Source organism: Ureibacillus sp. FSL K6-3587 (genome assembly GCF_038593165.1).
Classification (GTDB): domain Bacteria; phylum Bacillota; class Bacilli; order Bacillales_A; family Planococcaceae; genus Ureibacillus; species Ureibacillus suwonensis.
Genome location: NZ_CP151969.1, coordinates 3351136 through 3377768, shown reverse-complemented (window position 1 = coordinate 3377768; position 26633 = coordinate 3351136). Strand labels below are relative to the sequence as shown.

The 26633-nt window shown below is 40.2% G+C and carries 29 protein-coding genes; 18 read left to right on the top strand and 11 right to left on the bottom strand.

The window, feature by feature from the left end:
- Positions 1-66 precede the first annotated feature (66 nt).
- From NSS77_RS16700 to NSS77_RS16690, 3 genes are all read left to right on the top strand, one after another.
- Positions 67-1422 (top strand): transposase, encoded by a 1356-nt coding sequence (locus NSS77_RS16700; RefSeq protein WP_340714247.1) that lies wholly within the window; start codon positions 67-69, stop codon positions 1420-1422.
- 266 nt (positions 1423-1688) lie between these two features.
- Entirely contained in the window at positions 1689-3209 is a 1521-nt protein-coding gene (locus NSS77_RS16695; protein ID WP_342469751.1) for an aldehyde dehydrogenase family protein, read from the top strand.
- Positions 3209-3541 (top strand): DUF779 domain-containing protein, encoded by a 333-nt coding sequence (locus NSS77_RS16690; RefSeq protein ID WP_342469750.1) that lies wholly within the window; start codon positions 3209-3211, stop codon positions 3539-3541. The genes NSS77_RS16695 and NSS77_RS16690 overlap by 1 nt, the downstream gene beginning before the upstream one ends.
- A gap of 396 nt (positions 3542-3937) precedes the next feature.
- Here the strand turns inward: NSS77_RS16690 and NSS77_RS16685 are convergent, their stop codons facing one another.
- The 5 genes from NSS77_RS16685 to NSS77_RS16665 form a co-directional block, all read right to left on the bottom strand.
- Entirely contained in the window at positions 3938-4576 is a 639-nt protein-coding gene (locus NSS77_RS16685) for a response regulator transcription factor (RefSeq protein ID WP_342469749.1), read from the bottom strand.
- On the bottom strand, positions 4569-5642 hold the full coding sequence (locus NSS77_RS16680) for a sensor histidine kinase (RefSeq protein WP_342469748.1): 1074 nt from the start codon (positions 5640-5642) through the stop codon (positions 4569-4571). The genes NSS77_RS16685 and NSS77_RS16680 overlap by 8 nt, the downstream gene beginning before the upstream one ends.
- On the bottom strand, positions 5639-6322 hold the full coding sequence (gene liaF, locus NSS77_RS16675; RefSeq protein WP_342469747.1) for a cell wall-active antibiotics response protein LiaF: 684 nt from the start codon (positions 6320-6322) through the stop codon (positions 5639-5641). Before liaF ends, NSS77_RS16680 begins: the two co-directional genes overlap by 4 nt.
- An 81-nt stretch (positions 6323-6403) precedes the next feature.
- Positions 6404-7036 carry a PspA/IM30 family protein gene (locus tag NSS77_RS16670; protein ID WP_342469746.1) on the bottom strand — a complete coding sequence of 211 codons (633 nt, stop codon included), beginning with the start codon at positions 7034-7036 and terminating at the stop codon, positions 6404-6406.
- Positions 7036-7392 (bottom strand): ABC transporter permease, encoded by a 357-nt coding sequence (locus NSS77_RS16665; RefSeq protein ID WP_342469745.1) that lies wholly within the window; start codon positions 7390-7392, stop codon positions 7036-7038. Before NSS77_RS16665 ends, NSS77_RS16670 begins: the two co-directional genes overlap by 1 nt.
- 305 nt (positions 7393-7697) lie before the next feature.
- Between NSS77_RS16665 and sirA the strand changes: the two genes are divergently transcribed.
- On the top strand, positions 7698-8123 hold the full coding sequence (sirA, locus tag NSS77_RS16660) for a sporulation inhibitor of replication protein SirA (RefSeq protein ID WP_342469744.1): 426 nt from the start codon (positions 7698-7700) through the stop codon (positions 8121-8123).
- Between the two features lie 125 nt (positions 8124-8248).
- Here the strand turns inward: sirA and NSS77_RS16655 are convergent, their stop codons facing one another.
- Positions 8249-8743 (bottom strand): PhaP protein, encoded by a 495-nt coding sequence (locus NSS77_RS16655; RefSeq protein WP_342469743.1) that lies wholly within the window; start codon positions 8741-8743, stop codon positions 8249-8251.
- Positions 8744-8819: 76 nt separating this feature from the next.
- Positions 8820-9377, bottom strand: coding sequence for a poly-beta-hydroxybutyrate-responsive repressor (phaQ, locus tag NSS77_RS16650; protein ID WP_342469742.1), 558 nt, complete (start codon positions 9375-9377; stop codon positions 8820-8822).
- A 213-nt stretch (positions 9378-9590) separates the two neighbouring features.
- Between phaQ and NSS77_RS16645 the strand changes: the two genes are divergently transcribed.
- The 5 genes from NSS77_RS16645 (at position 9591) to NSS77_RS16625 (ending at position 13376) form a co-directional block, all read left to right on the top strand.
- Entirely contained in the window at positions 9591-10043 is a 453-nt protein-coding gene (locus NSS77_RS16645) for a polyhydroxyalkanoate biosynthesis repressor PhaR (RefSeq protein ID WP_342469741.1), read from the top strand.
- A gap of 47 nt (positions 10044-10090) precedes the next feature.
- A complete protein-coding gene (locus tag NSS77_RS16640) occupies positions 10091-10870 on the top strand; it encodes a 3-oxoacyl-ACP reductase family protein (protein ID WP_342469740.1) in 780 nt (259 codons plus the stop codon).
- A gap of 33 nt (positions 10871-10903) precedes the next feature.
- On the top strand, positions 10904-11989 hold the full coding sequence (gene phaC, locus NSS77_RS16635) for a class III poly(R)-hydroxyalkanoic acid synthase subunit PhaC (protein ID WP_342469739.1): 1086 nt from the start codon (positions 10904-10906) through the stop codon (positions 11987-11989).
- Between the two features lie 283 nt (positions 11990-12272).
- Positions 12273-12500, top strand: a complete 228-nt coding sequence (locus tag NSS77_RS16630; protein ID WP_342469738.1) for a YneF family protein — start codon at positions 12273-12275, stop codon at positions 12498-12500.
- A gap of 234 nt (positions 12501-12734) precedes the next feature.
- Positions 12735-13376, top strand: a complete 642-nt coding sequence (locus NSS77_RS16625) for a hemolysin III family protein (RefSeq protein WP_342471318.1) — start codon at positions 12735-12737, stop codon at positions 13374-13376.
- A gap of 219 nt (positions 13377-13595) precedes the next feature.
- Here NSS77_RS16625 and NSS77_RS16620 read toward each other — a convergent pair whose 3' ends face one another.
- Complete coding sequence (locus NSS77_RS16620) at positions 13596-14543, bottom strand: alpha/beta hydrolase (protein WP_342469737.1); 948 nt, start codon at positions 14541-14543, stop codon at positions 13596-13598.
- Positions 14544-14774: 231 nt separating this feature from the next.
- Between NSS77_RS16620 and NSS77_RS16615 the strand changes: the two genes are divergently transcribed.
- Together NSS77_RS16615 and NSS77_RS16610 are read left to right on the top strand one after the other, a co-directional pair.
- Positions 14775-15956: an acetyl-CoA C-acetyltransferase gene (locus NSS77_RS16615; RefSeq protein WP_342469736.1), complete on the top strand. Its 1182-nt coding sequence runs from the start codon at positions 14775-14777 to the stop codon at positions 15954-15956.
- Between the two features lie 20 nt (positions 15957-15976).
- On the top strand, positions 15977-16231 hold the full coding sequence (locus tag NSS77_RS16610; RefSeq protein WP_342469735.1) for a DUF3886 domain-containing protein: 255 nt from the start codon (positions 15977-15979) through the stop codon (positions 16229-16231).
- A gap of 203 nt (positions 16232-16434) precedes the next feature.
- Here the strand turns inward: NSS77_RS16610 and NSS77_RS16605 are convergent, their stop codons facing one another.
- The 3 genes from NSS77_RS16605 to NSS77_RS16595 all read right to left on the bottom strand — a co-directional run bounded on the left by NSS77_RS16605 (position 16435) and on the right by NSS77_RS16595 (position 19692).
- On the bottom strand, positions 16435-17775 hold the full coding sequence (locus NSS77_RS16605) for an amino acid permease (protein WP_342469734.1): 1341 nt from the start codon (positions 17773-17775) through the stop codon (positions 16435-16437).
- Positions 17776-18304: 529 nt separating this feature from the next.
- Positions 18305-18796 (bottom strand): VanZ family protein, encoded by a 492-nt coding sequence (locus tag NSS77_RS16600; protein WP_342469733.1) that lies wholly within the window; start codon positions 18794-18796, stop codon positions 18305-18307.
- Positions 18793-19692, bottom strand: coding sequence for an aldo/keto reductase (locus tag NSS77_RS16595; protein WP_342469732.1), 900 nt, complete (start codon positions 19690-19692; stop codon positions 18793-18795). Before NSS77_RS16595 ends, NSS77_RS16600 begins: the two co-directional genes overlap by 4 nt.
- A gap of 81 nt (positions 19693-19773) precedes the next feature.
- On the opposite strand from NSS77_RS16595, the gene NSS77_RS16590 reads away from it, so the two are divergent.
- The 7 genes from NSS77_RS16590 (at position 19774) to NSS77_RS16560 (ending at position 26583) form a co-directional block, all read left to right on the top strand.
- Complete coding sequence (locus NSS77_RS16590) at positions 19774-20316, top strand: NUDIX hydrolase (RefSeq protein WP_342469731.1); 543 nt, start codon at positions 19774-19776, stop codon at positions 20314-20316.
- 98 nt (positions 20317-20414) lie between these two features.
- Positions 20415-20927, top strand: coding sequence for a hypothetical protein (locus NSS77_RS16585; protein ID WP_342469730.1), 513 nt, complete (start codon positions 20415-20417; stop codon positions 20925-20927).
- 62 nt (positions 20928-20989) lie between these two features.
- A complete protein-coding gene (locus tag NSS77_RS16580; RefSeq protein WP_342469729.1) occupies positions 20990-21448 on the top strand; it encodes a Fur family transcriptional regulator in 459 nt (152 codons plus the stop codon).
- A gap of 280 nt (positions 21449-21728) precedes the next feature.
- Positions 21729-22631, top strand: a complete 903-nt coding sequence (gene xerD / locus NSS77_RS16575; protein ID WP_342469728.1) for a site-specific tyrosine recombinase XerD — start codon at positions 21729-21731, stop codon at positions 22629-22631.
- 26 nt (positions 22632-22657) lie between these two features.
- Positions 22658-23836 carry a phosphopentomutase gene (deoB, locus tag NSS77_RS16570; protein WP_342469727.1) on the top strand — a complete coding sequence of 393 codons (1179 nt, stop codon included), beginning with the start codon at positions 22658-22660 and terminating at the stop codon, positions 23834-23836.
- A 13-nt stretch (positions 23837-23849) separates the two neighbouring features.
- The gene (locus NSS77_RS16565; RefSeq protein WP_342469726.1) at positions 23850-25154 is read left to right on the top strand and encodes a pyrimidine-nucleoside phosphorylase; all 1305 of its coding nucleotides are present in this window, start codon (positions 23850-23852) and stop codon (positions 25152-25154) included.
- 226 nt (positions 25155-25380) lie between these two features.
- The gene (locus tag NSS77_RS16560; RefSeq protein ID WP_027725900.1) at positions 25381-26583 is read left to right on the top strand and encodes a transposase; all 1203 of its coding nucleotides are present in this window, start codon (positions 25381-25383) and stop codon (positions 26581-26583) included.
- The last annotated feature ends 50 nt before the right edge of the window (positions 26584-26633 follow it).

Below are 26633 nucleotides of genomic sequence, written 5' to 3'. Positions count from 1 at the left end.
TACCTCCCCAAATTTCGTTATAATGGTAGGTAACCAAACAAACCATACGAAAGAGGTGAGTACCCTATGACTATTGTAAAACAAATTTCTCTTTTTGACATCCATCAATTATTAGAAATGGAAAGTTCCCATCGTTATGAAGCCATTTTTAGTGCTATCGACATTCAGCCTATATTTCAATTGTTTTCTAAAAAGACATTGAAAGGTGCACCACGTGAATTGAATTATGGTGCAATGATTCAATCGCTGATTATTCGTATTGTCGAACGAATTCCAACAATGAAGGATTTAGTCAAACGTTTGGTCCATGATCCTTTATTTCGTTTCGACTGTGGATTCCTTGTGTCTGATGTCGTACCATCTGAAAGCTCTTATTCACGCATGATTCAAGTCATTAGTGAATCAGATGTGCTAGATAAAATGAACGATACACTCATCAAAACAGCGATGTTGGAAGGCTTTCTAAATGATGAACATGTCGCCATCGATGCGAGTCACTTTGAAGCTCGTGATGCTTTCACACCATCAGAAAAGAAAGCACCTAAAACTCCTAAAAAACGTGGTCGTAAAACGAAAGCTGAACGAGCTGTTTGGTTAGCCGAACAAGTAGAGAAAAAAGGAAATCAATCAACCTATGAAAAAGAACTGAAAGAACAGCTGGATATCCCATTAGAAACCCTTTGGAAGGATGTACCGATTGAGCCAAAATGGGGTGTGAAAAAGAATAGTAAAGGAAAAAATACATTCTGGTTTGGTTATAAAGCACATTTAGCTGTTTCGACGAAAAGTCAATATATCATCACTCGTTTGATGTCCTCAGGTAATTTAAGTGATTGTAAAGCTGCGATTCCATTATTGAAAAAACTTCATCACTTAGGAAACGGTCAATTTACAATCGCTATATTTGATGCTGGTTATGATGTTGAACCTATTTACCGTCAAGCCGTATCACAGTCCATGCGAGTCGTGATTCCTTACAACGTTCGCCGAGAAGGAGAATATATAGGATTCGATGAACATTTTCGTCCAACCTGTGTGCGTGAACATAGTTACCAATATGACAGCTTTGACGCTAAGTACAATACATTAAAATTCACACGTCCAAAGGAATGTGCAACTTGCCCATTACGAGAAGACACCCTTTGCCAAAAAGTTTTCAAAATCAAATGTGATATAGATATCCGTAAATTTACCTATCCAGCACGTGGGACAGAACGATGGAAACAGCTTTATCAAGAACGTACAGCAGTCGAACGCGTTAACGCTTATTTAAAGGAATACTTTCAATTAAACAATGTCCGTCATCGTACAGGAAAGAAAGCAAAAATGCATTTCAATCTGGTGACGTTAATTTATAATACCTGCAAACTAGCAGTTGATCGAATCAATGCTTTATTACAGCAACAAAACCAAGTTGCATAATTTAAAAAAAACAAAGTTTTTAGTATAGGGGTACTCTATACTTCAGAAAAACTATGATTTATGAAATTGATTCATTTTAATATATTTCCGCTTAAATATATTAGGCGTAAAATTAAATTTTTATCAGATTTTTAAAATATATTATTAAAATTTTTTATAAGCGTAAACGTTTGCATTTTCTCAAAAAAAGGAGCATGATAGGTTCATAAGTTTTGTGACGGACTAGTTGCAACGGCTTATAATCTATAAATTTTGGAGGGAAACGCATGATTTATGCAAATCCGAACACACAAGGTGCTCTAGTACATTTTAAAGATCAATATCAAAACTTTATTGGCGGCGAATGGGTTCCTCCAGTAAAAGGTCAATATTTAGAAGTCATTTCTCCGGTGACAGGAAAAGTGTTTACAACCGTTCCACGTTCATCGGCAGAGGATATCGAGTTGGCGCTTGATGCGGCGCATGCTGCAAAAGACGCTTGGGGAAAAACGTCTGTCGCTTACCGTGCACAAATTTTAAATAAAATCGCGGATCGCATTGAAGAAAACCTCGAAATGATCGCCGTTGCAGAAACTTGGGACAATGGGAAAGCGGTTCGTGAAACGTTGAATGCGGATATCCCTCTCGTGGTTGATCATTTCCGTTACTTTGCAGGAGCCATTCGCGCTCAAGAAGGCGGAATCAGTGAAATCAATGAAGATACAGTCGCATACCACTTCCATGAACCTTTGGGTGTTGTTGGACAAATCATCCCTTGGAACTTCCCGCTTCTGATGGCCGCTTGGAAAATCGCTCCGGCTTTGGCTGCAGGTAACTGTATCGTGTTGAAACCGGCTGAACAAACACCTGCTTCCATTTGTGTATTGCTTGAATTGATTCAAGATTTATTGCCAAAAGGCGTGTTGAATATTGTTCAAGGTACGGGTATCGAAGTGGGCAAACCTCTTGCAACAAACCCGCGCATTTCAAAAATCGCGTTCACCGGTTCAACAGCAGTTGGCCGTTCCATCATGCAATATGCTACAGAAAACATCATACCTGTAACATTAGAGCTTGGCGGAAAATCACCTAATATTTTCTTTGAAGATATCATGGATCAAGATGATGAATTTTTAGATAAAGCCATTGAAGGTTTTGTATTATTTGCGTTAAACTCCGGAGAAATTTGTACATGTCCATCCCGTGCATTAGTACAAGAATCCATCTATGACAAATTCATGGAAAAAGTGATGGAACGCATTAAAGCAATCAAAATTGGCAACCCGTTAGATACTGAAACCATGATGGGTGCCCAAGCTTCCAAACAACAATTGGATAAAATCCTTTCTTACATTGAAATTGGTAAACAAGAAGGTGCGGAATGCCTCATCGGTGGATACCAAAACAAATTGGAAGGTGAATTGGAAGGCGGTTATTACGTAGCGCCTACGGTATTCAAAGGCCACAACAAAATGCGTATTTTCCAGGAAGAAATCTTTGGACCGGTTCTTTCTGTCACTACATTCAAAGACTTTGATGAAGCGATTTCAATCGCCAACGATACATTATATGGTTTGGGTGCCGGTGTATGGTCCCGCAACATTGAAACGGCTTATAAAGCAGGCCGCGCCGTTCAAGCAGGCCGCGTTTGGACGAACACTTATCACCAATACCCAGCCCATGCCGCATTCGGTGGTTACAAACAATCCGGTATTGGCCGTGAAAACCATCTTATGATGCTTAGCCATTACCAACAAACAAAATGTATTTTAGTCGGTTACAATAAAGGATCAATGGGCTTCTTCTAATGCGAAAAGTCATTGCCACAAAAGTTGCCATGGACATGATACAGCATCTTAAAGCAAAACACGGAGAGCTCATATTTGTTCATTCGGAAGGTTGCTGTGATGGAACTTCCCCCATCTGTATGAAAAAAGAGGACTTCTATCTAAGCAGCCAGGATGAACAGATTGGAGAGGTTATGGAAGGGGTGCCTTATTACATGCATCGTTCCAATCTCCCGTACTGGCAACATCTGCAGATGGTGATCGATGTGGCCGATGGAATCGGCAATTCCTTTTCCCTGGAAAGCACCGAAAATAAATCCTTTATCATCCAAGCAAAGAAATTAGCGGAATAAAATTATAATAAGCTGCCCTTTTTGTACATTTGTAAGGGGTAGCTTATTTTTTTGTTTGTCGTTGGAGGGCGGATGCGAAAATGAGTAACCTTATTTACCATATTACATGCATCGGGCGAATCTCCCTTACTGGCAGCATTTGCGTATTGTGAAAGACGTAACGGATGGAATCAGCAATTCCTTTTCGTTGGAGAGCACGGAAAATAAATCCTTTGTCATTCAGGCGAAAAAATGGGAAGAATAAAAAACTGCCCTTTTGTGCTGGTCACAGAAGGGCAGTTTGACCACATACATAATGTGTGATAACTGATTGCAATGAAAAGGTACAGCTGAAAATTTTCCTAGCTATAGATCGTCTCCCATGGACCATTTTCATCATGGAATGGAGGCAATCTATCACTTCACCAATCCGTTTTGAAAAGCATAAACCACTGCTTGGGTCCGATCTTGCACTTCCAACTTGGCGAGGATGTTGCTCACATGGGTTTTTACCGTTTTTAGCGCGATAAACAATTCATCGGCAATTTCCTGATTGGATTTTCCTTTGGCTATGAGCAGCAACACTTCCATTTCCCGTTCGGTCAGTTGCTCATGAAGAGGGCGGCTGCCCGTATTCCGCATCCGATGAATCATTTTTGAAGTGACTTCAGGTTCTAACACCGATTCCCCATGGACGGTTTTCCGGATGGCATCCGCAATTTGCTTTGCATTGGACGTTTTTAAAATGTAGCTGATGGCGCCGGCTTCCAATGCGGGGTAGACTTTATCATCGTCCAGGAAACTGGTCACCATCATGATTTTCGCTTCCGGCCACACTTTCAAAATTTCCTGCGTCGCCTCGGCTCCGTTCATGACAGGCATGACGTTATCCATCAAAATAATATCAATATTCGGCTTCAACTGGAGAACCTTTTCCACTGCTTCTTTTCCATTTTCCGCTTCTCCCACAACGGTCATATCCGGTTGAGCGGAAAGATAAGTGGAAACGCCGATACGGACCATCTCGTGGTCATCGGCAATGAACACCCTAATCATCGCTTGCACCTCCCGTTTCCTTTCCGGCCAATTTGCCTTCCTCCGACTCTTTCTCTTCTTTATTCAAAGGCACTTTCACCTCAACAATGGTTCCTTCTCCGGGAACGGAAACAATTTTATATTTCGCCCCGATTTCCACGGCTCTTTCGGCAATGTTTTTCAAACCGTATGAAGTGGAGTTGGTTTCTTCATTCATATCAAATCCGCGGCCATTATCTTGGATTCTCAAAATGGCCAGATTGTCTCTTTCAATTAGCAGCATCTCCACTTCCGTCGCTTTGGCATGGCGCAATGTATTGGATAACGCTTCTTGGGCGATGCGGAATAAATGATCTTCCTCCGCTTTTGACAACTTGATTTCCTCGATTTCATATTCGATGTCAAAATTGACCTTTTGTTTCAGTTCGAAAATTAAATCTTTCAACCCTTGCGCCAAGGTATTATTATTTAATGCAATTGGACGGAGATGCAATAACAATGCGCGCATTTCCAGTTGGGCCTGCTGCACCAATTTCTCAATTTGCACCAATATTTGTTTTGCGTTTTCTGGAGGGGTATCCATTTCCGTAATCGATGACAATAACATGGATGCCGCAAATAGCTGCTGGGAAACGGAATCGTGAAGTTCCCTTGCAAGTCTTTGTCTTTCCGCCACGATTCGTTCCTGGATGATTTTGTCGCTTGCTTCCGCTTTTTCATTGGATAGGCGCTGCAGGCTCTTTCTTTGGGTTTCAATCAATTCATTTGTTTCTTTTAACGCTTTTCTCAAAGGATAAGAAACGTTGCGCTTTAATGTGAAATCCGGTTCAGCCAATTGCTTTACATATTTCAGCGTAATGAATTCTTTCGATTTTACCGAAATCATCCACCATAAACTAATAACAAAACTGATGAAGAACACGCCACAAACAATGATGACACCAAGCGGCATGCCATTATAAGTGTTTTCCCATAAAGGGCTCCACGCTGCAGCATTCGGAACATCATATAATAAATAGAAAACACCAAAAAACATGCTTATTAAAATGATAGAGATCATAAGGGTGCGGAATAGAAGTGATATCATTTCCGAATCACCTCCACATCCCCAAGCCATGTGGCTATATGAATCACAAGTTTTCTTTTGGCGTTTGTCACATCGCCATCTTCAAAAGTAATCCTTTCATTCCATAACCGTTTCGGAGGATGATGCAATAGTTTCGCTTCTCCAATCAGAGTTGAATATTGAAGTTTGAATGGCACTTCATAAGGCAAAATGATCGTTACTTTCCCAATTCCCTGGCGAATGGTGATGACAGAAGTGCCGGCTGGCAAAATGGTTTCTGTCACATCGATGGTGTAATCCCCAAGGAAGTTTTGAATCTGAATATCTTGCCATTTATAATGTTCCATTGGCATGGAAGAGGGGAGAACCAAGTCATTTTTTTGAACGGTACCCAATTCAAAATGCCGGGCTTCCACTTTGACTTCTTTTTGATGATTTGTTGCCTGTTTATACAAAATATAAATTAATACACAGACGACGAAAAATCGCAGACTCCAAATGGTTATAATGGCAACTAAAATAAAAGAGGCGCCTATCCAAAAATAGACTTTTTTTCCTTTGGCAAAACTACGATAAAGAAAAAATGCCCCCAACAAGAGAAAGAAGGCGCCACCGTTATTGAAAACTGTGAGCTCTACAAAAACAATCAGCAACATGATCAAAAATACGGTTATCAGCTGTTTCGTTGTGAAACGGTTCAAAGTGGCCCCTCCCTCAAGATAAGCGAAAGTTCATAATAATAAAGAAGGGAAGATTCCCTTCTTCTCGTTTTCTTCATTATATCACGGTTCGACCGTTTCCTTCGAGGACGTGTTTGCCTGTTTTTGTTCGAGCAGTGCCAAGCGGGTTTCCAATTGGGAATATTCATAGTTCTTCTCAATCTTATTGGATAATTGGTCGATATAAGATGAGAGGTTTTGGAAATCCATGTCGTTTGAATCGAATACGCGGTTCATTTTCACATTAGCTCGGACGACATTTTCTTTCCCCATTAATTGCAATTGTCGAACTTTCATATCTTCAATTTTATGTTTCATCATTTCAAATTTTTGTTCCAATTGAATATATTCTTTGTTAGCTTGATCCAAACTTTCGAGCAAAGTCAATTGGCGTCTTTTATAGCTCTCCACTTCCTGGGTTGCAAAGAGAATCAAATCCTCTTCTCCGCTTGCTTTCGCCAACTCCAATTGGTTGGTTCTTTTCTCCAGCATGTTCCCTGTTTCTTTTAATTTTTGCTCCAATTCTTCTTTTAACCGTCTTTGTCTTTCTAACAATTTGCCAGTTTGCTCCGTCATTTTTTCGGCTTCGCGAATATACTGGTTCAGCATCGCCACCGGATTTTTCTCTTCTTTTTTATCAAATAGCGCGTGCAAATCCGCTTCCAACGTATACCGGAATCGTTTGAATAAATTCATTAAAATCTCTCCTTTTTTTGTATTTTTGACCATTCATTTTCAAAGTTTGTGAATGGATCTTCTTCATTCATTGCAATCGATACCTCTTCATTTTTCCATTGTTTATACAAAACATATAAGAGGATGATTGACACAAGCCCCAAAAGTGCCGGGATATTGGATACGGCCATCATAATTCCGATCAAGCCGATGAGGATCCAAAGCACCTTGCTGACAACAGACCGGCTTTTGACGTAATAATGCATTCCAAGAAAGATGAATGCCAGGGAAAAAGCAAGTCCCATCAGTGGCCCTAAAGTGGCGAGTACGACGCAAACTAAAACGATTGCGAGAAGCAGCAGAAGCAATTTTTTCATATTCATTCTCCTTTCATCATTGTACTTTCATGTTACAATTCAACTTGTTTTCTCAAAACGACCTTGAATTGTATTTTCCCCTAAGTCTTGAGACCGAGTGACTAAGTGTGGTTTATATGGGAAAGAAATGGGTATACATTTTTAAAATCAACCTTTACAAAAATGAGATTTATAAAAGTTTTTTATTGTTGAATAGGTAGTGATTTCATCGGATTTTGACAAAAAAAAATCTATGATTGGGACAAGTTTTGACAAAATATTCGAAATCTTTAAATTATAATGAAGTCAGAAAGGAGGACAAGCGGATGAGAATCTATTCAATCTTTAACATAAAAAAACAATACCAGTCATTTGTCTTTGGAAGGGAAAGAATGCTGCTAGAGATGGTAGCAAAAATCGATGACGAGCAAGAGTCCTCTGCAAAAAAGCAATTAAGTTACATTTGTGAGCCTATGGAAGGAAATGTAGAGGGAAAAATTTATGAACATCTTCAAAAATGTTTTCCTGCAATGCGTTGGATGGACGGTTATTTAGGATTTGAACATAAATTAAAAGGGCGAATTAAAATCAAGGTTTTTGAATATTATATTGAAGCGATATGTGAAGGATCGCGCATGCTCGATTTGGATCTGTTTCAATGCTTGAGCCAAATCAATGATTCATTTCTTGCGTTTAATAAAGAGGAATACGAATGTGGTTGGTTAAAGCCGGTGAAATATGCGTCCTATTAGGAAAATTTGAAAACCCTGTTGTCACCGAACGTGCAACAGGGTTTTCAGGGAATTGAGGGGATCTTATTTAAGAAAGGGGATATGTTTACTTATATAAAATATATATAAGTGCAAACAAGGAAGAATTAATCAGCGACTGCCAACAGTTTTTTATGTGTCTCTTTCAATTGGTTCGCAATCTCTTCGATTTTACCTAATGTTTCGATGCGTTCTTGCTTTTGTTGTTCAATGGCTTGTTGAAGCGTGATTTCAATTTGTTTTTGGGCGTTGGCGAAAAGATCTAATAGCGCATTGTTTGGTTTCCATGCAAGGTTTTGAGCTTTATCTGTAATTTCTTGGACACTTTCAAGCCATTTTGACACTTCATCAAACTGACCTTCTTTGCCCAATTCCTTTAAGCTGTTTTCAAGTCTTTCTTGCCACTCTTTGGAAGCTTTTTTTGCTTCTTCTTCAATAGCATTGATGGCATTCACAGAAGACTCAATGAACTCTTTTTGAACATTAAATGCTTGTAGAGCTCTTTTTTCGAAATCTTCTTGTACTTTTTCGATTGTTTTTAAGCTATTAACCCAGCTGTCCCATACTAAATCTACACCTTTTGCAATTTGCTCTTTTGCCATTACTTGATTTCCTCCTTTAATGTAACGAGAAATTTAATTTATAATGAATGCATTTTGCAATGCATACATCCGAATATCAAGATTGGGGTTGTTCCTCAGGTGTACCGGAATGTTGAGCTTTTGTTTTGCGAGTGCGAGTGGTTTTAGGTTTTGAAGAGGATGCTGCGGCTTTTACTTTGGTTGAGGCTGTGTTTGTTGCTGCGGATGTTTTTTTCGTTTCTTTAGGAGTTGCTTCGACTTTTTGCTGCGATTGAAAGGTGCTGCCTGTTGAAAAAAATGGGTTATATAAATTGAAAAATTGATTTAACAGCTTTTGATATTCACTCAATGAATTGGCCCACATATCCAAATATTTTTCTCCGGCTTCTGTGATGGAATAAATGCGTTTGGCAGGGCCCCCGGAACTTGTATCCCAAACGGAAGTAACCAAATTGTCTTTTTCCAGTTGTCTTAACAGGCGATAGAAATTTCCATGATCCAATGATTCAATACCGAATTTCGTAATTTTCTCCATCAGTTCATAACCATGGGTATTAAATTCTCTCAAGTGCAATAACATGATCGGAATCAAAAAGTTTTTCGGCGCACCAATACTTGGACTTTTCGGCTTCTTTTTTTCATCTTTCGATACCAATATTTTTACACCGCCTTCTGCTATTTACTTATATATGTAATTTACACTTATATGTAAACTTTGTCAATTGTTTTTTGAAAATTTAAACAACATTTTTTCAGGAAAGTTCACAATTTTGTGATATATTCATAAGAATGAAAAAAATACATAAATAATATATTAAAATATGTTGTTTTTATAACAAAGAAATTTTAGTGGAGGAGATGATGATCCTTGACCCAATCATCCTTTGATGTGTTTACATTATGGAAAGAAATTTATAACAAAACGGAAAGTGTATGGCAAGAGACGATTCAAGAAACCCTCGAAAAGAAGTCCTTTGCTGAAAGTTTAGGTCAAATTCAAAGCCAATATGTTCAATATCAAGAACTTGTCAATAAAATGACGGAAAGCTATTTGAAACAAGCGAACATTCCTACCCGGGACGAAATCGCGAATGTGGCTTCTTTAATCATTAATGTAGATTCCAAAATCGACCAATTGGAAGATGAGTATGATTTGCAACGGGAGAAGATCCAAAAAGAAATTGACAGCCTTAAAAAATCCGTTTCTTCGTTGGAAAAGAAATTGGATAAAGTCATAGATCTATTGACCAAAACGTTGGAGCTGGCTGAAGAATCGAAGGCTTCAGTGGCCGCTACCGCCAATAAAACGGTTTCAAAATAATACTTTTATTAAAATAGAAAAATATGATGAGAAAGGGAGACTGTTTTATGACGACTACAGTATTTGAAGTAGAAAAGGTAAATGCGTTAAAACCATTGGAAGGAAAAGTGGCGATTGTTACAGGCGCATCCCGTGGGATCGGGGCGGAAATCGCAAAAGTGCTGGCCAGAAATGGTGCAACGGTTGTAGGCACATATAACAACAGCCCTAAGCATATTCAGGACGTGGCAAAAACGATTGAAGAAGAAGGCGGAAAATTCCATGCATTGCAAGCGGATGTCTCTGTTTACGAAGATACGGAAAAACTTGCAGCCGAAGTGGTTGAAAAATTCGGCAAAATTGATATTTTGATCAACAATGCCGGGATTACGAAAGACCGTACATTTAGAAAAATTTCGAAAGAAGAATGGGACGCTGTCATCAACGTCAACTTGAATGGTGTTTTTAACGCAACCAAAGCAGTGATAAAGCATATGATGGACCAAAATTATGGACGCATTGTGAGCATCAGTTCCATCGTCGGCCAAGCTGGCGCCTTTGGGCAAACAAACTATGCAGCAACGAAAGCCGGTATTTTGGGTTTCACTAAATCCCTTGCTTTAGAAACGGCATCGAAAGGAATCACCGTAAATGCAGTGTGCCCTGGATATATTGGAACAGAAATGGTGGCGGCCATGCCGGAAGAAGTGTTGAACAACATCATTGCGAAAGTTCCAATGAAACGATTAGGTGAACCGAGCGAAGTGGCTCAGGCGGTATTATACCTGGTTCAGGCGGATTATGTGACAGGCCAGGCAATTGCGGTAAACGGCGGCCTATATATGTAACACTTTGTCGGAAAGATTGTTGGGAGGGATTATGTGGTTACTGTTGATACAACACCAATTAAAGAATGGTATGATAGCTTGCCAAAAAATGAAACGCTTGAAAAGTTGAAACGTTTTAATGAAGTATTGTTCACTGATCCGGATCCGCAAGTGGGTCAAACACCAAAAGAAGTGATCTGGACAAAAAATAAAGCGAAACTTTACCGTTATCAGCCGAATAAAGAAAAAACGAATAAAGTCCCTATATTGATGATTTATGCACTTATTAATAAACCTTATATTTTGGATTTATATCCTGGGAACAGTTTAATCGAATATTTAACGGACCGCGGTCATGACGTGTATCTTTTGGACTGGGGTACAGCCGGTTACGAAGACCGCCATATGAAATTGGAAGATTATATTGTCGATTATATTCCACGGGCGGCCAAAAAGGTGCTGAAACATTCCGGCGCCAAAGAAATCACGATGTTTGGTTATTGCATGGGCGGTACAATGACGGCCATTTTCACAGCCCTCTATCAAAATAAACTGCCAATCCGGAATCTGATTTTGCTGACAAGCCCAATCGATTTCCAAGATGCAGGACTTTATACCAATTGGTTGGATAAACGTTACTTCAAATTGGATAATATTGTTGAAACTTTTGGAAATGTCCCATTTGAATTCATTGACTTTGGCAATAAGTTGTTAAATCCTTTATCAAATACTGTAGGTGTTTATGTCAATGTCGCTTCAAACATTCAAAATGAAGAAAAAGTGCTCAATTGGAAACTGATGCAAAAATGGTTGAATGATGGTGTGCCTTTCCCTGGTGAGGCATATCGCCAATGGATACGCGATTTTTACCAAGAAAACAAATTGATTAACAATGAATTAGAAATCCGTGGGGAACGGGTATTGTTGTCAAATATTAAGGCGAATTTATTAAATATCGTAGCCACTCGAGACAATATCGTTTTACCGCATCAGATTGAACCATTAAATGAGAAAGTATCCAGCAAAAACAAAACGTTGCACGTTGTGAATGCTGGACATGTTTCAGTGATTACCGGAAAACGGGCAGTGGCTGAGAGATATCCATATATTGAACAATGGATTACTGAAAATTCCAAATAAGTCGGATTAAATGAAATTGCCGCATCCGAACGGTGTTTGAAATTCTCACAGAGAGTGTTTCAAATGCGTTCGGATTTTTTTGTGCAATAAAATGAGAAAATTTCGAATAATATATTTTGGAAAAATATCTTTATCTTATCAAGAAATTTGGTTACAATACAAAAGGTATGTATAGTGCATTCGATTTGAAAAACTGTGGAAAAGCTAGAATCCATAGTATGAATAGTGTATAATCCAACGTGGAGAGTTTTTCGCGGTATAAGTTGAGAAGGAGGTAAGTATTTTGGATACTTGGTTAGCAATATTGTTAATTATTGTTGCGTTAGTGGCTGGTGTAGCTTTAGGTTTTTACTTGGCACGTCAATCCATGATGAAATACTTAAAAGAAAACCCACCAATCAATGAACAAATGATTCGTGTGATGATGGCACAAATGGGACGAAAACCATCTGAAAAGCAAGTTCGTCAAATGATGGCTCAATTAAATAAAATTCAAGAAAAGCAAAAATAATCATACAAGGTTGTCCTACATCGGAATTTATTCTGAAGGAGGATAACCTTTTTATTTATATTTAGCAACAGTTTAAGCTTGTGAAATTATATTGGGAACATTCACAAGCTTTTTCAATTTCTTAAAATCTTCAACACGATTGGTTGGATATGACATTTATCACATAATTTTCATTACATCTTCCCCTGTTTGAAATAACGTTATACTCACATAATAAAAACAGAGGTGAAGATGATGACACAGTCTGTTGTAATGAATCGTTCATATAGTAAAAAAGAAGAGTTTTGGAATGCATTAACCCATGGAATAGGTGCACTTTTAACCATTCCAGCATTGATTTTATTAATTGGAAAAGCCCAAAGTACAGGAACGAAAGTGGAGCTTATTAGTTACATTATTTTTGGAGTCTCGATGTTTCTCCTTTACCTGGCTTCCACACTGTACCATTCAATTCCAAAACATAAAGTTTTTCTAAAAAAAATGGATCACAGCTCCATTTTCCTTTTAATTGCGGGAACGTATACCCCCGTCGCATTAATTGCCATCGGAGGAACAGCCGGGTGGACGCTTGTAGGGATTGAATGGGGATTCGCTGTTATTGGAATTATTTTAAAACAATTTTTTGTCCATCGTTTTAAAAGAACATCACTGCTCGTTTACATCGGGATGGGATGGCTCGTCATCTTTGTTTTTCAACCAGTCATTGAATATTTGACGGTCAAAGGTGTGTTGGTATTATTAGCTGGCGGGTTAAGTTATACAATTGGAACGTATTTTTACCAAAATAAAAATATTCCTTATAACCACGCGATATGGCATGTATTTGTCATGGTTGGCAGCTTATTCATGTTTTTGGCAATATATCTCTTTTTATAACATGCGTACATTGGATGAAATAACATTCTCTCATTGAATTGAAAAAGCTCAATCTCTTGATACGCAGAGGTTGAGTGTTTTTCATTTTTTATAGCATTCCCTTTTGCAAATCGGTCATAAAGTGAAAGAAACTTTTCCACAAGAATGACTTAACACATCAAAAGCCCTCTTGCTGTTACGAGGGCGCCATTTGAGGAATCATCGGTTAACCATATCGTCTTAGCCGTTCTCTCTTTCATTCATCACATATTCTTGCAAAAAATTTCTTACCGTTTCCTCGTACTCAACCGGATTTTCATTGAAAGATTGGGCATGAAGACCGCGTTCAAACAATTTTAATCTTTTCGGACCTTTTTTCAATTCGTACATTTCTTCCGTCATTTGACAAGGGATGAACGAATCGGGAATGCTATGGATAAATAACACCGGCTTCTTAATATTCGGTACCACATCTTTGGGGGCTACATTTTTAAACCGGTATCCATCACGGAAACGCAGGAATAAATCTGCCAAATGGATTGGAATGTTTGGCGAGATGCGGGTGGAATTTTTGACGATATGCCGCAAAAGTTCTTCAAAATCTGAAAAAGCGCAATCGGAGATATAAAAATCCACATGATTTCCAATGGATCCCGCATATAAAAGCATTGTCGCCGCGCCCATTGATTCCCCGTGAATGCCCAGGATGGCTTCTTCCCCGATGACGGAACGAACCGTTTTGACAACGGCCGCTAAATCAAACTTCTCATAATATCCATAACTTGTCGTTTTTCCGCCGGATTCGCCATGTCTTCGATGATCGTATACAAAGGAATTGAACCCAAGCCTTTCAAACATGCGCGCATATTTGATCGAATTGATTTTGTTTTCGGTAACCCCGTGGCATATGATGACCGTATTTTTTGTCGGGCATGGTTGCAGAAAAATCCCTTTGATTGGGTAGCCGTTAGGGGAGTCGATGGTAAATTCATCTTTTTTTATGCTGTTGAACCATTTTTCATCAAATCGATTCGCTTTTAGTTCCCTGTCTAAAATAAATGCATCATCTTTTTTCTGGATATACATGAGTCGATTTGTTAAAGCAAAACCAAAAATCGTAGTGAGCACGCTTGCAATCGTTGTAATAATCGTAGAAAACCAGAATATTTTTTTCTTTTTCTTTTTCAATATAAGCACCTCCTCGCTTGATATCAAATTATGTATAACCACTAATATATTTCGGAAAGTTCGAAAATATCGCAAATGAACAAAAATTTTGTAGTAAAAGAACAAAATTTCACATATCATCTGGTAGAATAAAATTGCACGGTTTTGTTCCAATTTTTATACTGATATAATTATATTAACAGATTATGCAAAATCGTGTGCGATTGGAGTCTGAATAAAGGGGAGAAGTTCATGTTAGAAGAAGTTGTTATTGTAAGCGCAGTCAGAACAGCCATCGGTTCCTTCCAAGGTTCGTTAAAAGACATTCCAGCTCCGACATTAGGCTCGATTGTCATTAAAGAAGCTTTACACCGGGCAGGTATTGAACCAAATCAAGTGGATGAAGTCATCATGGGAAATGTACTTCAAGCTGGACTGGGTCAAAATCCTGCACGTCAGGCAGCCATTCAGGCAGGGCTTCCGGAAACGGTGCCAGCCATGACGATCAATAAAGTCTGTGGTTCCGGTTTGAAATCCGTGCATCTTGCGGCACAAGCGATTGCGGTAGGGGAAGCGGATATTGTGGTGGCCGGCGGTTTTGAAAATATGAGCCAAGCGCCATACCTTTTGAAAAATGCCCGCTCCGGTTTTAAAATGGGTGATCAAAATTTGGTGGATAGCATGATTCATGACGGCCTATGGTGCGCCTTCAATGATTACCATATGGGAATCACGGCGGAAAATTTGGCTTCCCAATATCATATTACGCGGGAAGAACAGGATGAGTTCGCGGCACGTTCCCAAGCTCGTGCGGCAAAAGCCATCGTGGAAGGTAAATTTAAAGAAGAAATTGTGCCGGTGGAAATCCCTCAACGAAAAGGGGATCCAATCATTTTTGATACGGATGAATTTGTTCGCCCGGGCACAACTGTAGAAAAACTATCCGCGTTGCGTCCTGCTTTCAAAAAGGATGGCACAGTCACTGCCGGGAACGCCTCAGGTATTAACGACGGTGCGGCAGCAGTTGTTGTGATGTCAAAGAAGAAAGCGGAAGAGCTTGGAATCACGCCTCTTGCATCCATTGTCGCCAATGCCGCTGTCGGGGTGGATCCTGCAATTATGGGAATCGGGCCTGCTGAAGCGGTTCGAAAGGCATTGAAAAAATCAGATTTGACTCTTGATCAAATCGAATTAATTGAAGCAAATGAAGCTTTTGCAGCTCAATCAATAGCTGTGGATCGCGAACTTCACTTTGATTCTGATAAACTGAATGTAAATGGTGGGGCAATTGCCCTTGGACACCCAATCGGTGCGAGTGGAGCGCGCATTTTGGTTACGCTTCTTCATGAAATGAAAAGACGTGACGCGAAGCTGGGGCTTGCCACCCTTTGCATCGGTGGAGGACAGGGAGTTGCAACCATCGTTCAACGATAAGACTAAAGCAGGTGAACATGATGGCAAAAAAGAAAAAGCAACAATCTTCTCAAAAAACAATTGAAAACAATGAAGGAATTTCCCTTCAAGAACAACTGAACCAGGAAATGCTGGAAAAATTGAAAGCGGCAAAAAAAGAATTGCTTGAAGAAGAAAGAAAAAAAGAGGAAGAACGGCAAGCAAGACTTGAGTTTGAGAGAAAACAGCGGGAAAAGAATATGAGCTTTGAAGAATTGCTGGAAAAGTACGGAAATCAAGGCTCGAAATTTAGTTGACAGGTGTCGCGGAAAGGCGACACCTTTTTTATGACCGGCTACTTTTGCATAAAACCTCTGTTTCGGAGATGAGTGCTTCCGGTATTCAACGGCGTGGGTCCATAGCATTTGGAAAACTTCCGTTGCATTCCTGTTGTTGAAAGGGGATATTGGCGCAACCTCACATAAATCAACTTCCACTCAATAAAAAAACGCCCAACGCATCAACGTTTTTTGCGAAGGGCGTATGTGATAAACAGCATGATGAACCAAATTGGTGTGAGCATAACGGCCATTCTTGTTTCTTCGGACATGAACATAATAATCAACACGGCAACAAAAAATATTAAAATGGCATAGTTCATATATGGAGCAAGCGGCGCTTTAAAATGGGATTTTTTATGTAAATCCGGGTGTTTCTTTGTATAGATGATGTGTGAAATTAAGATGATGCTCCATACCCAAATAAAGCAGATGGCGCTGATTGTTGTCACCACTCCAAATGCTGTATCAGGAATGACGTAGCTTAATAATGCTCCGATGGAAAGAACGATGGCGGAAACAACAAGCGCATTCCCCGGGACAAAGTTTTGATTCAGCTTTGATAGAAATTTCGGGCCTTGACCATGCTTGCTTAAATTGTACATCATCCGGCTTGTGGAAAATAAACCGCTGTTTCCTGCAGAAGCGGCGGATGTCAGCACAACGAAATTGATGATGCCGCCCGCCAAGGGAATACCCGCCAAAGCAAATACTTGCACAAAGGGGCTGTTGGCGGCGCTTAGCTCAGTCCAAGGATTGATGCATAAAATGACGAAAATCGCCCCTACGTAAAACAACAAAATCCGGATCGGAATTTTATTAATGGCAGACGGTATATTTTTCTCCGGATTGGACGTTTCCGCGGCTGCCACGCCCACCAGTTCGACCCCAACAAAGGCGAAGACGACCATCTGGAAAGCGGACAGGAATCCGGCTATCCCATTTGGAAACAATCCGCCGTAACTCCAAATATTGCGAATGGAAACAACTCCGGAATCCGTTTTAAAACGAATGATCAGCCAAAAAAGGCCAATGGCGATCAAAGCGACGATGGTAATGACCTTGATTAAGGCAAACCAAAATTCCAATTCCCCAAACAGTTTCACGGTTAAAAGATTCAAAACGAGTAATAGGATAATGGCAATCAATGCCGGAATCCATTGAGGAATGTCAAACCAATAACGGACATAAACACCGACGGCAATCACATCGGCCATCGCCGTCATAATCCAGCAAAACCAATAGGTCCAGCCTGTGACATAACCTGCCCACGGCCCAATTGTATCTGCCGCAAAATCGGTGAAGGATTGGTACCCGGCATTGGATAAAAGCAGTTCACCGAGGGAACGCATCACAAAAAATAGGGCAGTTCCAACGATTAAATAAACTAACAGTATGGATGGGCCCGCTTTGGAAATCGCAGCCCCGGAACCCAAAAACAGCCCCGTACCAATCGTTCCGCCAATGGCAATTAACTGGACATGGCGGTTTTTCAAATCTCTCTTTAATTCTCTCTGTTCCATTATGTTGCCCCCAAAACCAATGAAAAATCGTTTCAGTTTTGTTATCAATATTTTTAAATACATTCATCAATCCTATTGATGTTAACTTTGAAATTTTATCAATAAACTATTTTATTTTCAATAATTTGTATAGAAATAGAATTATAAAGGGAATCTTCGAGTTGAAAATATGGACGAAAGGGGATTTTTTAATCAAAAGAGGGACTCGGGGTTTGTGATGGTTTGTTTTTGATGTAAAAAATATTTTATTTGTAAAAGATTGTGAATTTTTCGGAAATAATAAAAATTTATTTTATGGATTTTCAATTAGTAAGGAGTTAGTAAAAATTGATTGGAGAGACGGAAGGAGTGACCCTGTCAATCCGCTTCGAAGTGTCCCTGGGAACCCGCAGGAACGTATGTGTAAACCTGATTCTGACCTCTGAGCGGAAATCCATTTTCAACGCTAAATCAAAAAACATCCTTTTCTTAAAAAGAGAAAGGATGTTTTTTGATTTGATCAAGGTCCGTGAATCAATCGTCTATCTATTCAATTCACGGACCTTTTCCTATTCCATAAATATTTTATAGTGGATATAACTTTTAGGCATAAAACAAAAGTGACAGCTCCAGCCGTATCAAGCAACACATCTTCAAACATGCCTGTACGGCCTTCGACAAGGGTCTGGTTATATTCATCCAATGCGGCAATGAAAAAAGTGCAAATGCAAGCGATGATGGAAGGAAATAGCCATTTCAGTTTGCGGAATAGTAAATATAAGAGTACAGCAACAATTCCGTATCCGACAAAATGCATCGTTTTGCGGAATAAAAATTCAATGAAATAATAATATCCTCTCGTTTCAACTGAAATCGTCCGACCCCAGTAGCTCACTTCAATTTTGCTTAATAGTTCATAAAAAGGCTGATCGCGGAGCAATACCCTCAATTCCGGAACAATGGTCTGCTGTTCATAAGGCATGCTGGAAAGATAATATAAACCGAGGAGCGCAGCGGTTACGAAAAACAAATATTTTTTCATCGGTGATCCGTGTAAATTTCTTGTTTTGTGATGGTTTTGATGAAAGAAGTATCCTCGATGCTTTGGGCTTCCTCATAAGCTTTGATGTTTTCCAGCAGTTGTTCCTTCGTTCTTGCCCCCACGACAATGGATGCCACAGCGGGTTCGCTCAAATTGAAAGCGATGGCGGCAGGATGGACGGATCCAAATTCTTTCTCGATCTTTTCCAAAATCGAAACGAGTTCTTTTTTTGAGTAATTTAAATAGGAATCCACTTTTTCCACCCGTTTTTTCCATTCATCTGTCAATAATCCTTTTGCAATGGATCCTCTCGTCACAACAGACACTTTCTTTTCTTCAAAAAACGGGAACCATTCTTCCGGACGGCGGTCGAAAATACTGTATTGCATCATATTTGAAATTCCGTTGCTTTTTTCAAAAAACGGCTGAAACACATTTGGACGAATGGAGGAGATGCCGTATTCGCGGATGAGGCCTTCTTGTTTTAATTTTTCAAAGGTTTCAATGATGTCGTCCCACGGATCGTCAATGGTGCCCCCATGAAGTTGATATAAATCGATATAATCGGTTTTTAATCGGCGGAGGCTGTCTTTGATGCCTTCTTCGATATGCTCTTTTGAGGCATCCCAGTACCAGCCGTCGCCCTTTTCATTCCAGCGGTTTCCCACTTTTGTGGCGATGTAGACTTGATCGCGGTAAGGTTTTAAACATTCCCCGACAACTTCTTCATTGACGCCTTTATCATAAAGATCTGCCGTATCAAAATAATTGATGCCTTGTTCGATTGCTGTTTCGATCACCGGCCTTGCTTTTTCCACCGAAGCCGGCAAAGACATGCAACCCAAGCTGATTTCTGAAATCTCAAAGTCACTTGTTCCCAATCTTCTTTTTTTCATGGAATCACCTGCATTCATTCTTTCATTTTCTATCACTAATGGTACAATGAATTCAGTATGAAGGACAAGCGAGGAATAGGTATGAAAAAATTTGAAGAAAAAACCGTACAATCGACAGAAATTTTTAAAGGAAAAGTTGTGACATTAACAGTGGATGATGTGATTTTGCCAAACGGGAAACCTGCCAAACGGGAAATCATCCATCATCCGGGAGCTGTTGCAATCATTCCAATCACGAAGGATGGAAAGATTGTGTTTGTCGAACAATATCGGAAAGCGTTGGAACGCACCATTGTTGAAATTCCGGCGGGGAAACTCGAACCGGGAGAGGAGCCGGCCGTATGTGCAAGAAGGGAACTGGAAGAGGAAACGGGTTACGGCGCCAAGGAATTAACCCATATTCAGTCTTTTTATACCTCCCCTGGATTTGCCAACGAAATCATTCACCTTTTTGTTGCGAAAGATTTGTATAAAATTGAAGAGAAACGTGAATTGGACGAAGATGAATTTGTTTCCATCATCGAAGCTACCCTTGAAGAAGCGGAAGAAATGGTGAAAAATCAGCAAATCTATGATGCGAAAACGGCATTCAGTGTGCTTTGGTATAAATTAAACGAGAAGTAAGATTATGTAGAGCGAAATTTCGATAGAATTTACCAAATTTCGTACTAATAATACCCGTGGACGAGCATAAGCTGTTAACAACGAAAGGGGAAATGCTTATGTTTCGTTCCATTTATTTCATTCAATATGCCTTTTTATTGGCCATTGGCTTCGTCAGCGGCGTCATCTGTTTCCAAGCTTTTTCTTTGGACAAGTCTATGAATCTCATAAAATTGGTGGATCCAAGAGTGCTGGAGTTGACCGATGTCACAATTTGGCAAACGGCATTGCCGATACTGATTTGGGCATTATTTGTATTATTTTTTACCACTCACCCGTATCTTCATTTTTTTGCTAAACTGGTGGTAGCGATCAAGGCGACATTTTTCGGTTTTGGTTCGGTTTTTTTACTGACGCAGCAAGAGTCCATTCTCGTTTATAGTGTTTGGTGGTTTCCATTTCAGCTAATTTATTGTATCTTACTATTAGCGCTATGTTCCGTTTTTGGAACGAGAAAAGTAGGGACGAATCGTAAATTTGTATTTAATAAGAAATTATTTTTTACATTGGTAATGGCCTTTACAATGATGGGGTTGGGGGAAATGTTCGTGATTTCTTACATTATTAATTAACCTTGACCTTGTAATTAAAATTGGTCTTTTGTTATAATGGAATGTGTTTAGGAGGGCGTCATATGGAAAGCCGTATTGATCGTATAAAGAAGCAATTACATAGTGCTGGCTATAAACTGACGCCACAACGTGAAGCGACAGTAGCAGTACTATTGGAACATGAAGAAGACCATTTGAGCGCGGAAGACGTTTATTTATTGGTGAAAGAAAAAGCGCCTGAAATCGGTCTTGCCACAGTGTATCGCACTCTTGAGTTATTAACGGAATTGAAAATTGTCGACAAAATCAATTTTGGAGATGGCGTCACCAGATACGATCTTCGACAAGAGGGTGCAAAACACTTCCATCATCACTTAGTTTGTATCGAATGTGGCTCAGTGGACGAAATTCAAGAAGATTTGCTGGAAGAAGTAGAAATGGTAGTAGAAAAACGGTGGAATTTTATTATCAAAGACCATCGGCTCACATTCCATGGAATTTGTCATCGGTGTCAAGAAAAACACGCAAAAGAAGAAGAGTAATCCCTAAATAGGTTTCTCCTATTTAGGGGTTTTTTGTTCATCTTCATTGATAACTTATTCCAATTCCTACAAATATTAGAAACCTGGTTTTACATATTTTTTTGGAAAATCCTAAAGACACTTGCAGATTTCTGAAAATACTTGCAAGATGAATAGAGATGCTAGCGGCTTCAGGCAAAATCAGGGCGACTTTTAAAAATCTTTAAACAAAAACTGTTAAATCTTGTATGCCATCAAATAAATCTCTATCATTTTAATTAAGAAGGGACAGGTGAAAATCATGAGAGAAGCACAAGAAGCCGTCCTTGATTATCTCCATTTTTTAAGAGTCGAGCGGCAATATTCGGAAAATACGTTGGCTTCCTATCGCAGAGATTTGGAAGATTATATAGAACATTTACATACAGTGCAAAAAATAGAAAGTTTAAACGATGTGGACCGTTCCAGAATCCTTCTTTATTTGGAACATTTAAGAGAAACAGGGAAATCTTCGCGCACCATTGCCCGCCACATTTCATCAATCCGTTCGTTTCATCAATTTTTATTAAGGGAAAAAATCGCTGATCATGATCCTACAGTCCATATTGAAATGCCTCAAATCGAGAAGACGTTACCGAAAGTATTATCCATTGCGGAAATCGAAGCATTATTGCAAGCGCCGGATCAATCCAAACCCCAAGGAGTACGGGATGTGGCCATGATTGAATTGCTGTATGGAACAGGAATGCGGATAAGTGAATGCGTCGAATTGAATTTGGAAGATGTACATCTGTCGATGGGATTTGTCCGCATTTTTGGGAAAGGCGGCAAGGAGCGGATTGTACCGTTGGGAAAAAGTGCGCTGTATGCATGCGAAAAATATTTGCAGCAAGCCAGACCCCTGTTGCAAGGAAATTATGTAAAAACGGATGCATTTTTCATCAACCGGAGAGGCAAGCGTTTAACGCGGCAAGGATGTTGGAAAATACTGAAACAGCATGCCCTCGCTGCCAATATTAAAAAAGAGATGACCCCCCATACGTTGCGGCACAGTTTTGCCACTCACTTGATTGAAAATGGCGCGGATCTTCGGGCGGTGCAAGAAATGTTGGGTCACGCGGACATTTCTACGACACAAATTTATACGCATATTAGTAAAACGAGACTTTCGGAAGTTTATAAACAATTCCATCCTCGTGCGTAGATGGAAAGGCAAAGGAGGAAAAAGGGATGCAATTATTTAAACGAATTCATTTAATCGTAATGGACTCTGTTGGAATAGGGGAGGCGCCCGATGCAGCGGAATTTGGCGATGCCGGAAGTGATACCCTTGGCCATATTGCGGAGGCAATGGGCGGACTAAATGTGCCAAATATGGAAGCATTGGGTTTAGGCAATATCCGGGAAATAAAAGGGGTCCAAAAGGTTCCAAACCCGAAAGCATATTACGGAAAAATGCAGGAAGCATCGGCTGGAAAAGATACGATGACAGGACATTGGGAAATCATGGGGCTTCAAGTGGATAAACCTTTTAAAGTATACCCTGATGGTTTTCCGGAAGAATTGATTCGTCAACTGGAAGAGCGGACAGGACGGAAAGTGATTGGCAACAAACCGGCCAGCGGTACTGCCATCATCGAAGAATTGGGGAAAGAGCATATGGAAACGGGAGCGATCATTGTTTATACTTCGGCAGATCCCGTTCTTCAAATTGCTGCCCATGAAGAAATTGTTCCTTTGGAAGAACTGTACAAAATTTGTGAAATTGCCCGGAAACTTACGTTGCAGCCGGAATATCTGGTAGGCCGTGTCATTGCGCGCCCTTTTACAGGAACGCCGGGCAACTTTACGCGTACAGCCAATCGCCATGATTATGCCATCAAGCCTTTTAGAAGAACGACAATGAATGAATTGAAAGATCATGGCTTTGATGTGATCGCCCTTGGGAAAATTTCCGATATTTATAATGGCGAAGGGGTGACGGAGGCCATCCGGACGAAAAACAATGGGGATGGAATGGATCGGTTGGTTGAAACGGTAAAGAGGGATTTCCACGGATTAAGTTTTTTGAATTTGGTAGATTTTGATGCGATGTATGGACATAGAAGGGACCCGATCGGTTATGGAAAAGCGTTGGAGGAATTTGACGCGCGCTTGCCGGAAGTATTGGACTTATTAAAGGAAGACGATTTGCTGATCATCACAGCGGACCACGGAAATGATCCAACCTTTAAAGGAACGGACCATACGCGGGAATTTGTGCCACTGCTCGTTTACTCCAAACAATTTAAAGAAACTGGAACTTTAGGTTTGCGGGAAACTTTCGCGGATATCGCGGCTACGGTTGCAGAAAACTTTAAGGTTCCGGCGCCAGCTTACGGTACGAGTTTTTTATCAAGTTTAAAATAGCGGGGTGAGTCTCATGAGAATGGTCGATATTATTGAAAAAAAGCGGGATGGCAAAGAGCTGTCAACAGAGGAAATTCAATTTTTCGTCAAAGGCTATACGGAAGGCACCATCCCTGATTACCAAGCCGCAAGTTTGCTGATGGCCATCTACTTCCAAGACATGACTGAACGGGAGCGGACGGATTTAACCATGGCGATGGTGGAATCAGGGGATACGATTGATTTGTCTCCGATTCAAGGAATCAAATGCGATAAACATTCCACAGGCGGTGTAGGGGATAAAGTCACTATCTGTTTATCCCCGATGGTCGCCGCATGCGGAGTGCCCGTAGCCAAAATGAGCGGCCGGGGGTTGGGCCATACAGGCGGGACGATCGATAAATTGGAATCCATCCCGGGATTTAAGGTGGAACTGACGAGCGAACAATTTATCAAGCAAGTCAATGACATCAAAATGGCCGTTGTCAGCCAAAGCGGAAATTTGACACCGGCAGATAAAAAAATCTATGCTTTGAGAGATGTGACCGGTACCGTCCCCAGCATTCCGCTGATTGCCAGCTCCATTATGTCCAAAAAAATTGCAAGCGGCGCGGATGCCATTGTTTTGGATGTCAAAGTCGGTGAAGGCGCCTTCATGAAAACGGTGGAAGAGGCGGAAGAATTGGCCCATGCGATGGTGAAAATCGGCAACCGTGTCGGAAGAAAAACGATTGCCATTTTATCCGATATGAGCCAGCCATTAGGGTATGCGGTTGGAAATGCTTTGGAAGTTAAAGAAGCGATCGACGTTTTGAAAGGTCATGGCCCGGAGGACGTAAAAGAACTTTGCTTAACCCTGGGTTCCCAAATGGTGCTGCTCAGCGGCAAAGCACAGTCGATTGAAGAGGCGCGCAAAAAGTTGGAGGAAGTGCTCAACAATGGAAAAGCCCTGGAAACATTTAAAGCCTTTGTCGCTTCCCAGGGCGGCGATCCGTCCATTACAGAGCATCCGGATTTATTGCCCCAAGCCAAATATAAAGTGGATGTTCCAGCCAAGGAAGCAGGATATATTAAAAAAATCATTGCCAATGAAATCGGTGTTGCGGCGATGCTTCTTGGAGCCGGAAGAGAAACGAAAGATTCGGAAATCGATTTGTCCGTAGGCATCGTGTTGAACAAAAAAGTGGGAGACCATGTCGAAAAAGGGGAAAGTTTGGCGACCATTCACTCCAATCGGGAAGATATAGAAGACATTAAGAAAAAAATTTATTCAAATATAAACATTACAAATGAAATAATAGAAACTCCTTCACTGATCAAAGGGATCATCACAGAATAAGGAAAACATCCAATTAATCTTTGAAAATGATACACCGCTACATGATAAAAAAGAGCGGATTGGGAAGCGTCAATTTCCAACCCGCTCTTTTTTCTATATTGAGCATTTTGCACATTTTTCAACCTAAGAGCCATAAGGTTTTCTAAAGCATAAAAAAGGACTTCACCCCTTATTTGTAGAATTTTGAAGTGACCAAACCACAAAAATCCATAAGGAGGAAGTCACTTTGTATATTCTACAAGAAAGTCTATTTTCCTTTGAAGAATTGCAAATTTTAGAGTCAAAAGAGAAATTACCGATCTTTTTTAGTGCTCTAGATTTGCGTCCTTATGCTAAACAATTGAAAAGTTCTTCACCCCAAGGGGCTGAAGGACATTCCAAAGAAGGGATATTAAGGGCTCTTATCGCTGCCCCATTAGAAGGTATTGATACTTTTACTTCTCTTCACAATCGATTAAAAAATGACCTGCGTTTTCGTTACCAATGTGGTTTAGATATTAGCAGGCCTGCACCATCCATCTCTACTCTTAGCCGAGTATTTTCTTCACTAACCAAAACTGGACTTGTGAAAAGAATCTTTCAAGATCTCGTCCAGTTAGCTCAAGAGGAAGGAGTAATTGATGGAAAACATCAGGCTATCGACAGTGCCGCCATTGATGCTTATGAAAAGAAGCAGCCTAAGAAGCGAAGTGAACAAACAGGCAACGCCAATTGGGGGGCAAAGTTTGATTCCTTCGGTAATAAAATTACTTGGTTTGGCTATAAGATGCATCTTTCCGTTGACACCAAAAGTGAATTACCAATGGCGATTGAAGTAACCCCTGCTCATATCAACGATGGGGATGTCGCACCACAATTAATTGAACAAGTAAAGAGTTGTACAAACTCTAAAATTGATTTCCTGATAATGGATGGTGGGTACGACCAGCTAAAAAACTACGAATCCGCCAAGAACATCGGGGCTCAAGCTATTATTCCACTCAATTTGCGTAATGAAAAGGAGCCTCCCGAAGGAATTGCCTCCAATGGAACCCCACGTTGTTCGATGGGGTACGAAATGACTTATTGGGGCGCCAATAAGGATCAGCTCAAATTCAGATGTCCACACGCAACCGGAAAAGTGGATTGCCCATTAGGAATGGCAGCCTGTTCATCCTCCAACTATGGAATGGTAGTAAAAATTAACGTGAATAAGGATCTTCGCCGGTACTCTAATCCACACCGCGATTCCAAACGTTGGAAAGAACTTTACAATGAGCGAACCAGTGTAGAACGGTGCAATTCAAGAATGAAAAGTTATCTTACAGCGAACTCCCTGCATGTGTGGGGAATCGATAAAGTAAAAACTCATATTTACTTGAACGCCATCGTATTACTGGTTTCAGCTCTCGCAATGGCAAAAGAGAGTAAAAAGCAACAAACCGCTTAAAAAATTTTTAAAGCGAAAAATTCTGCAAGTACGCCCAAAAAAGGACAAAC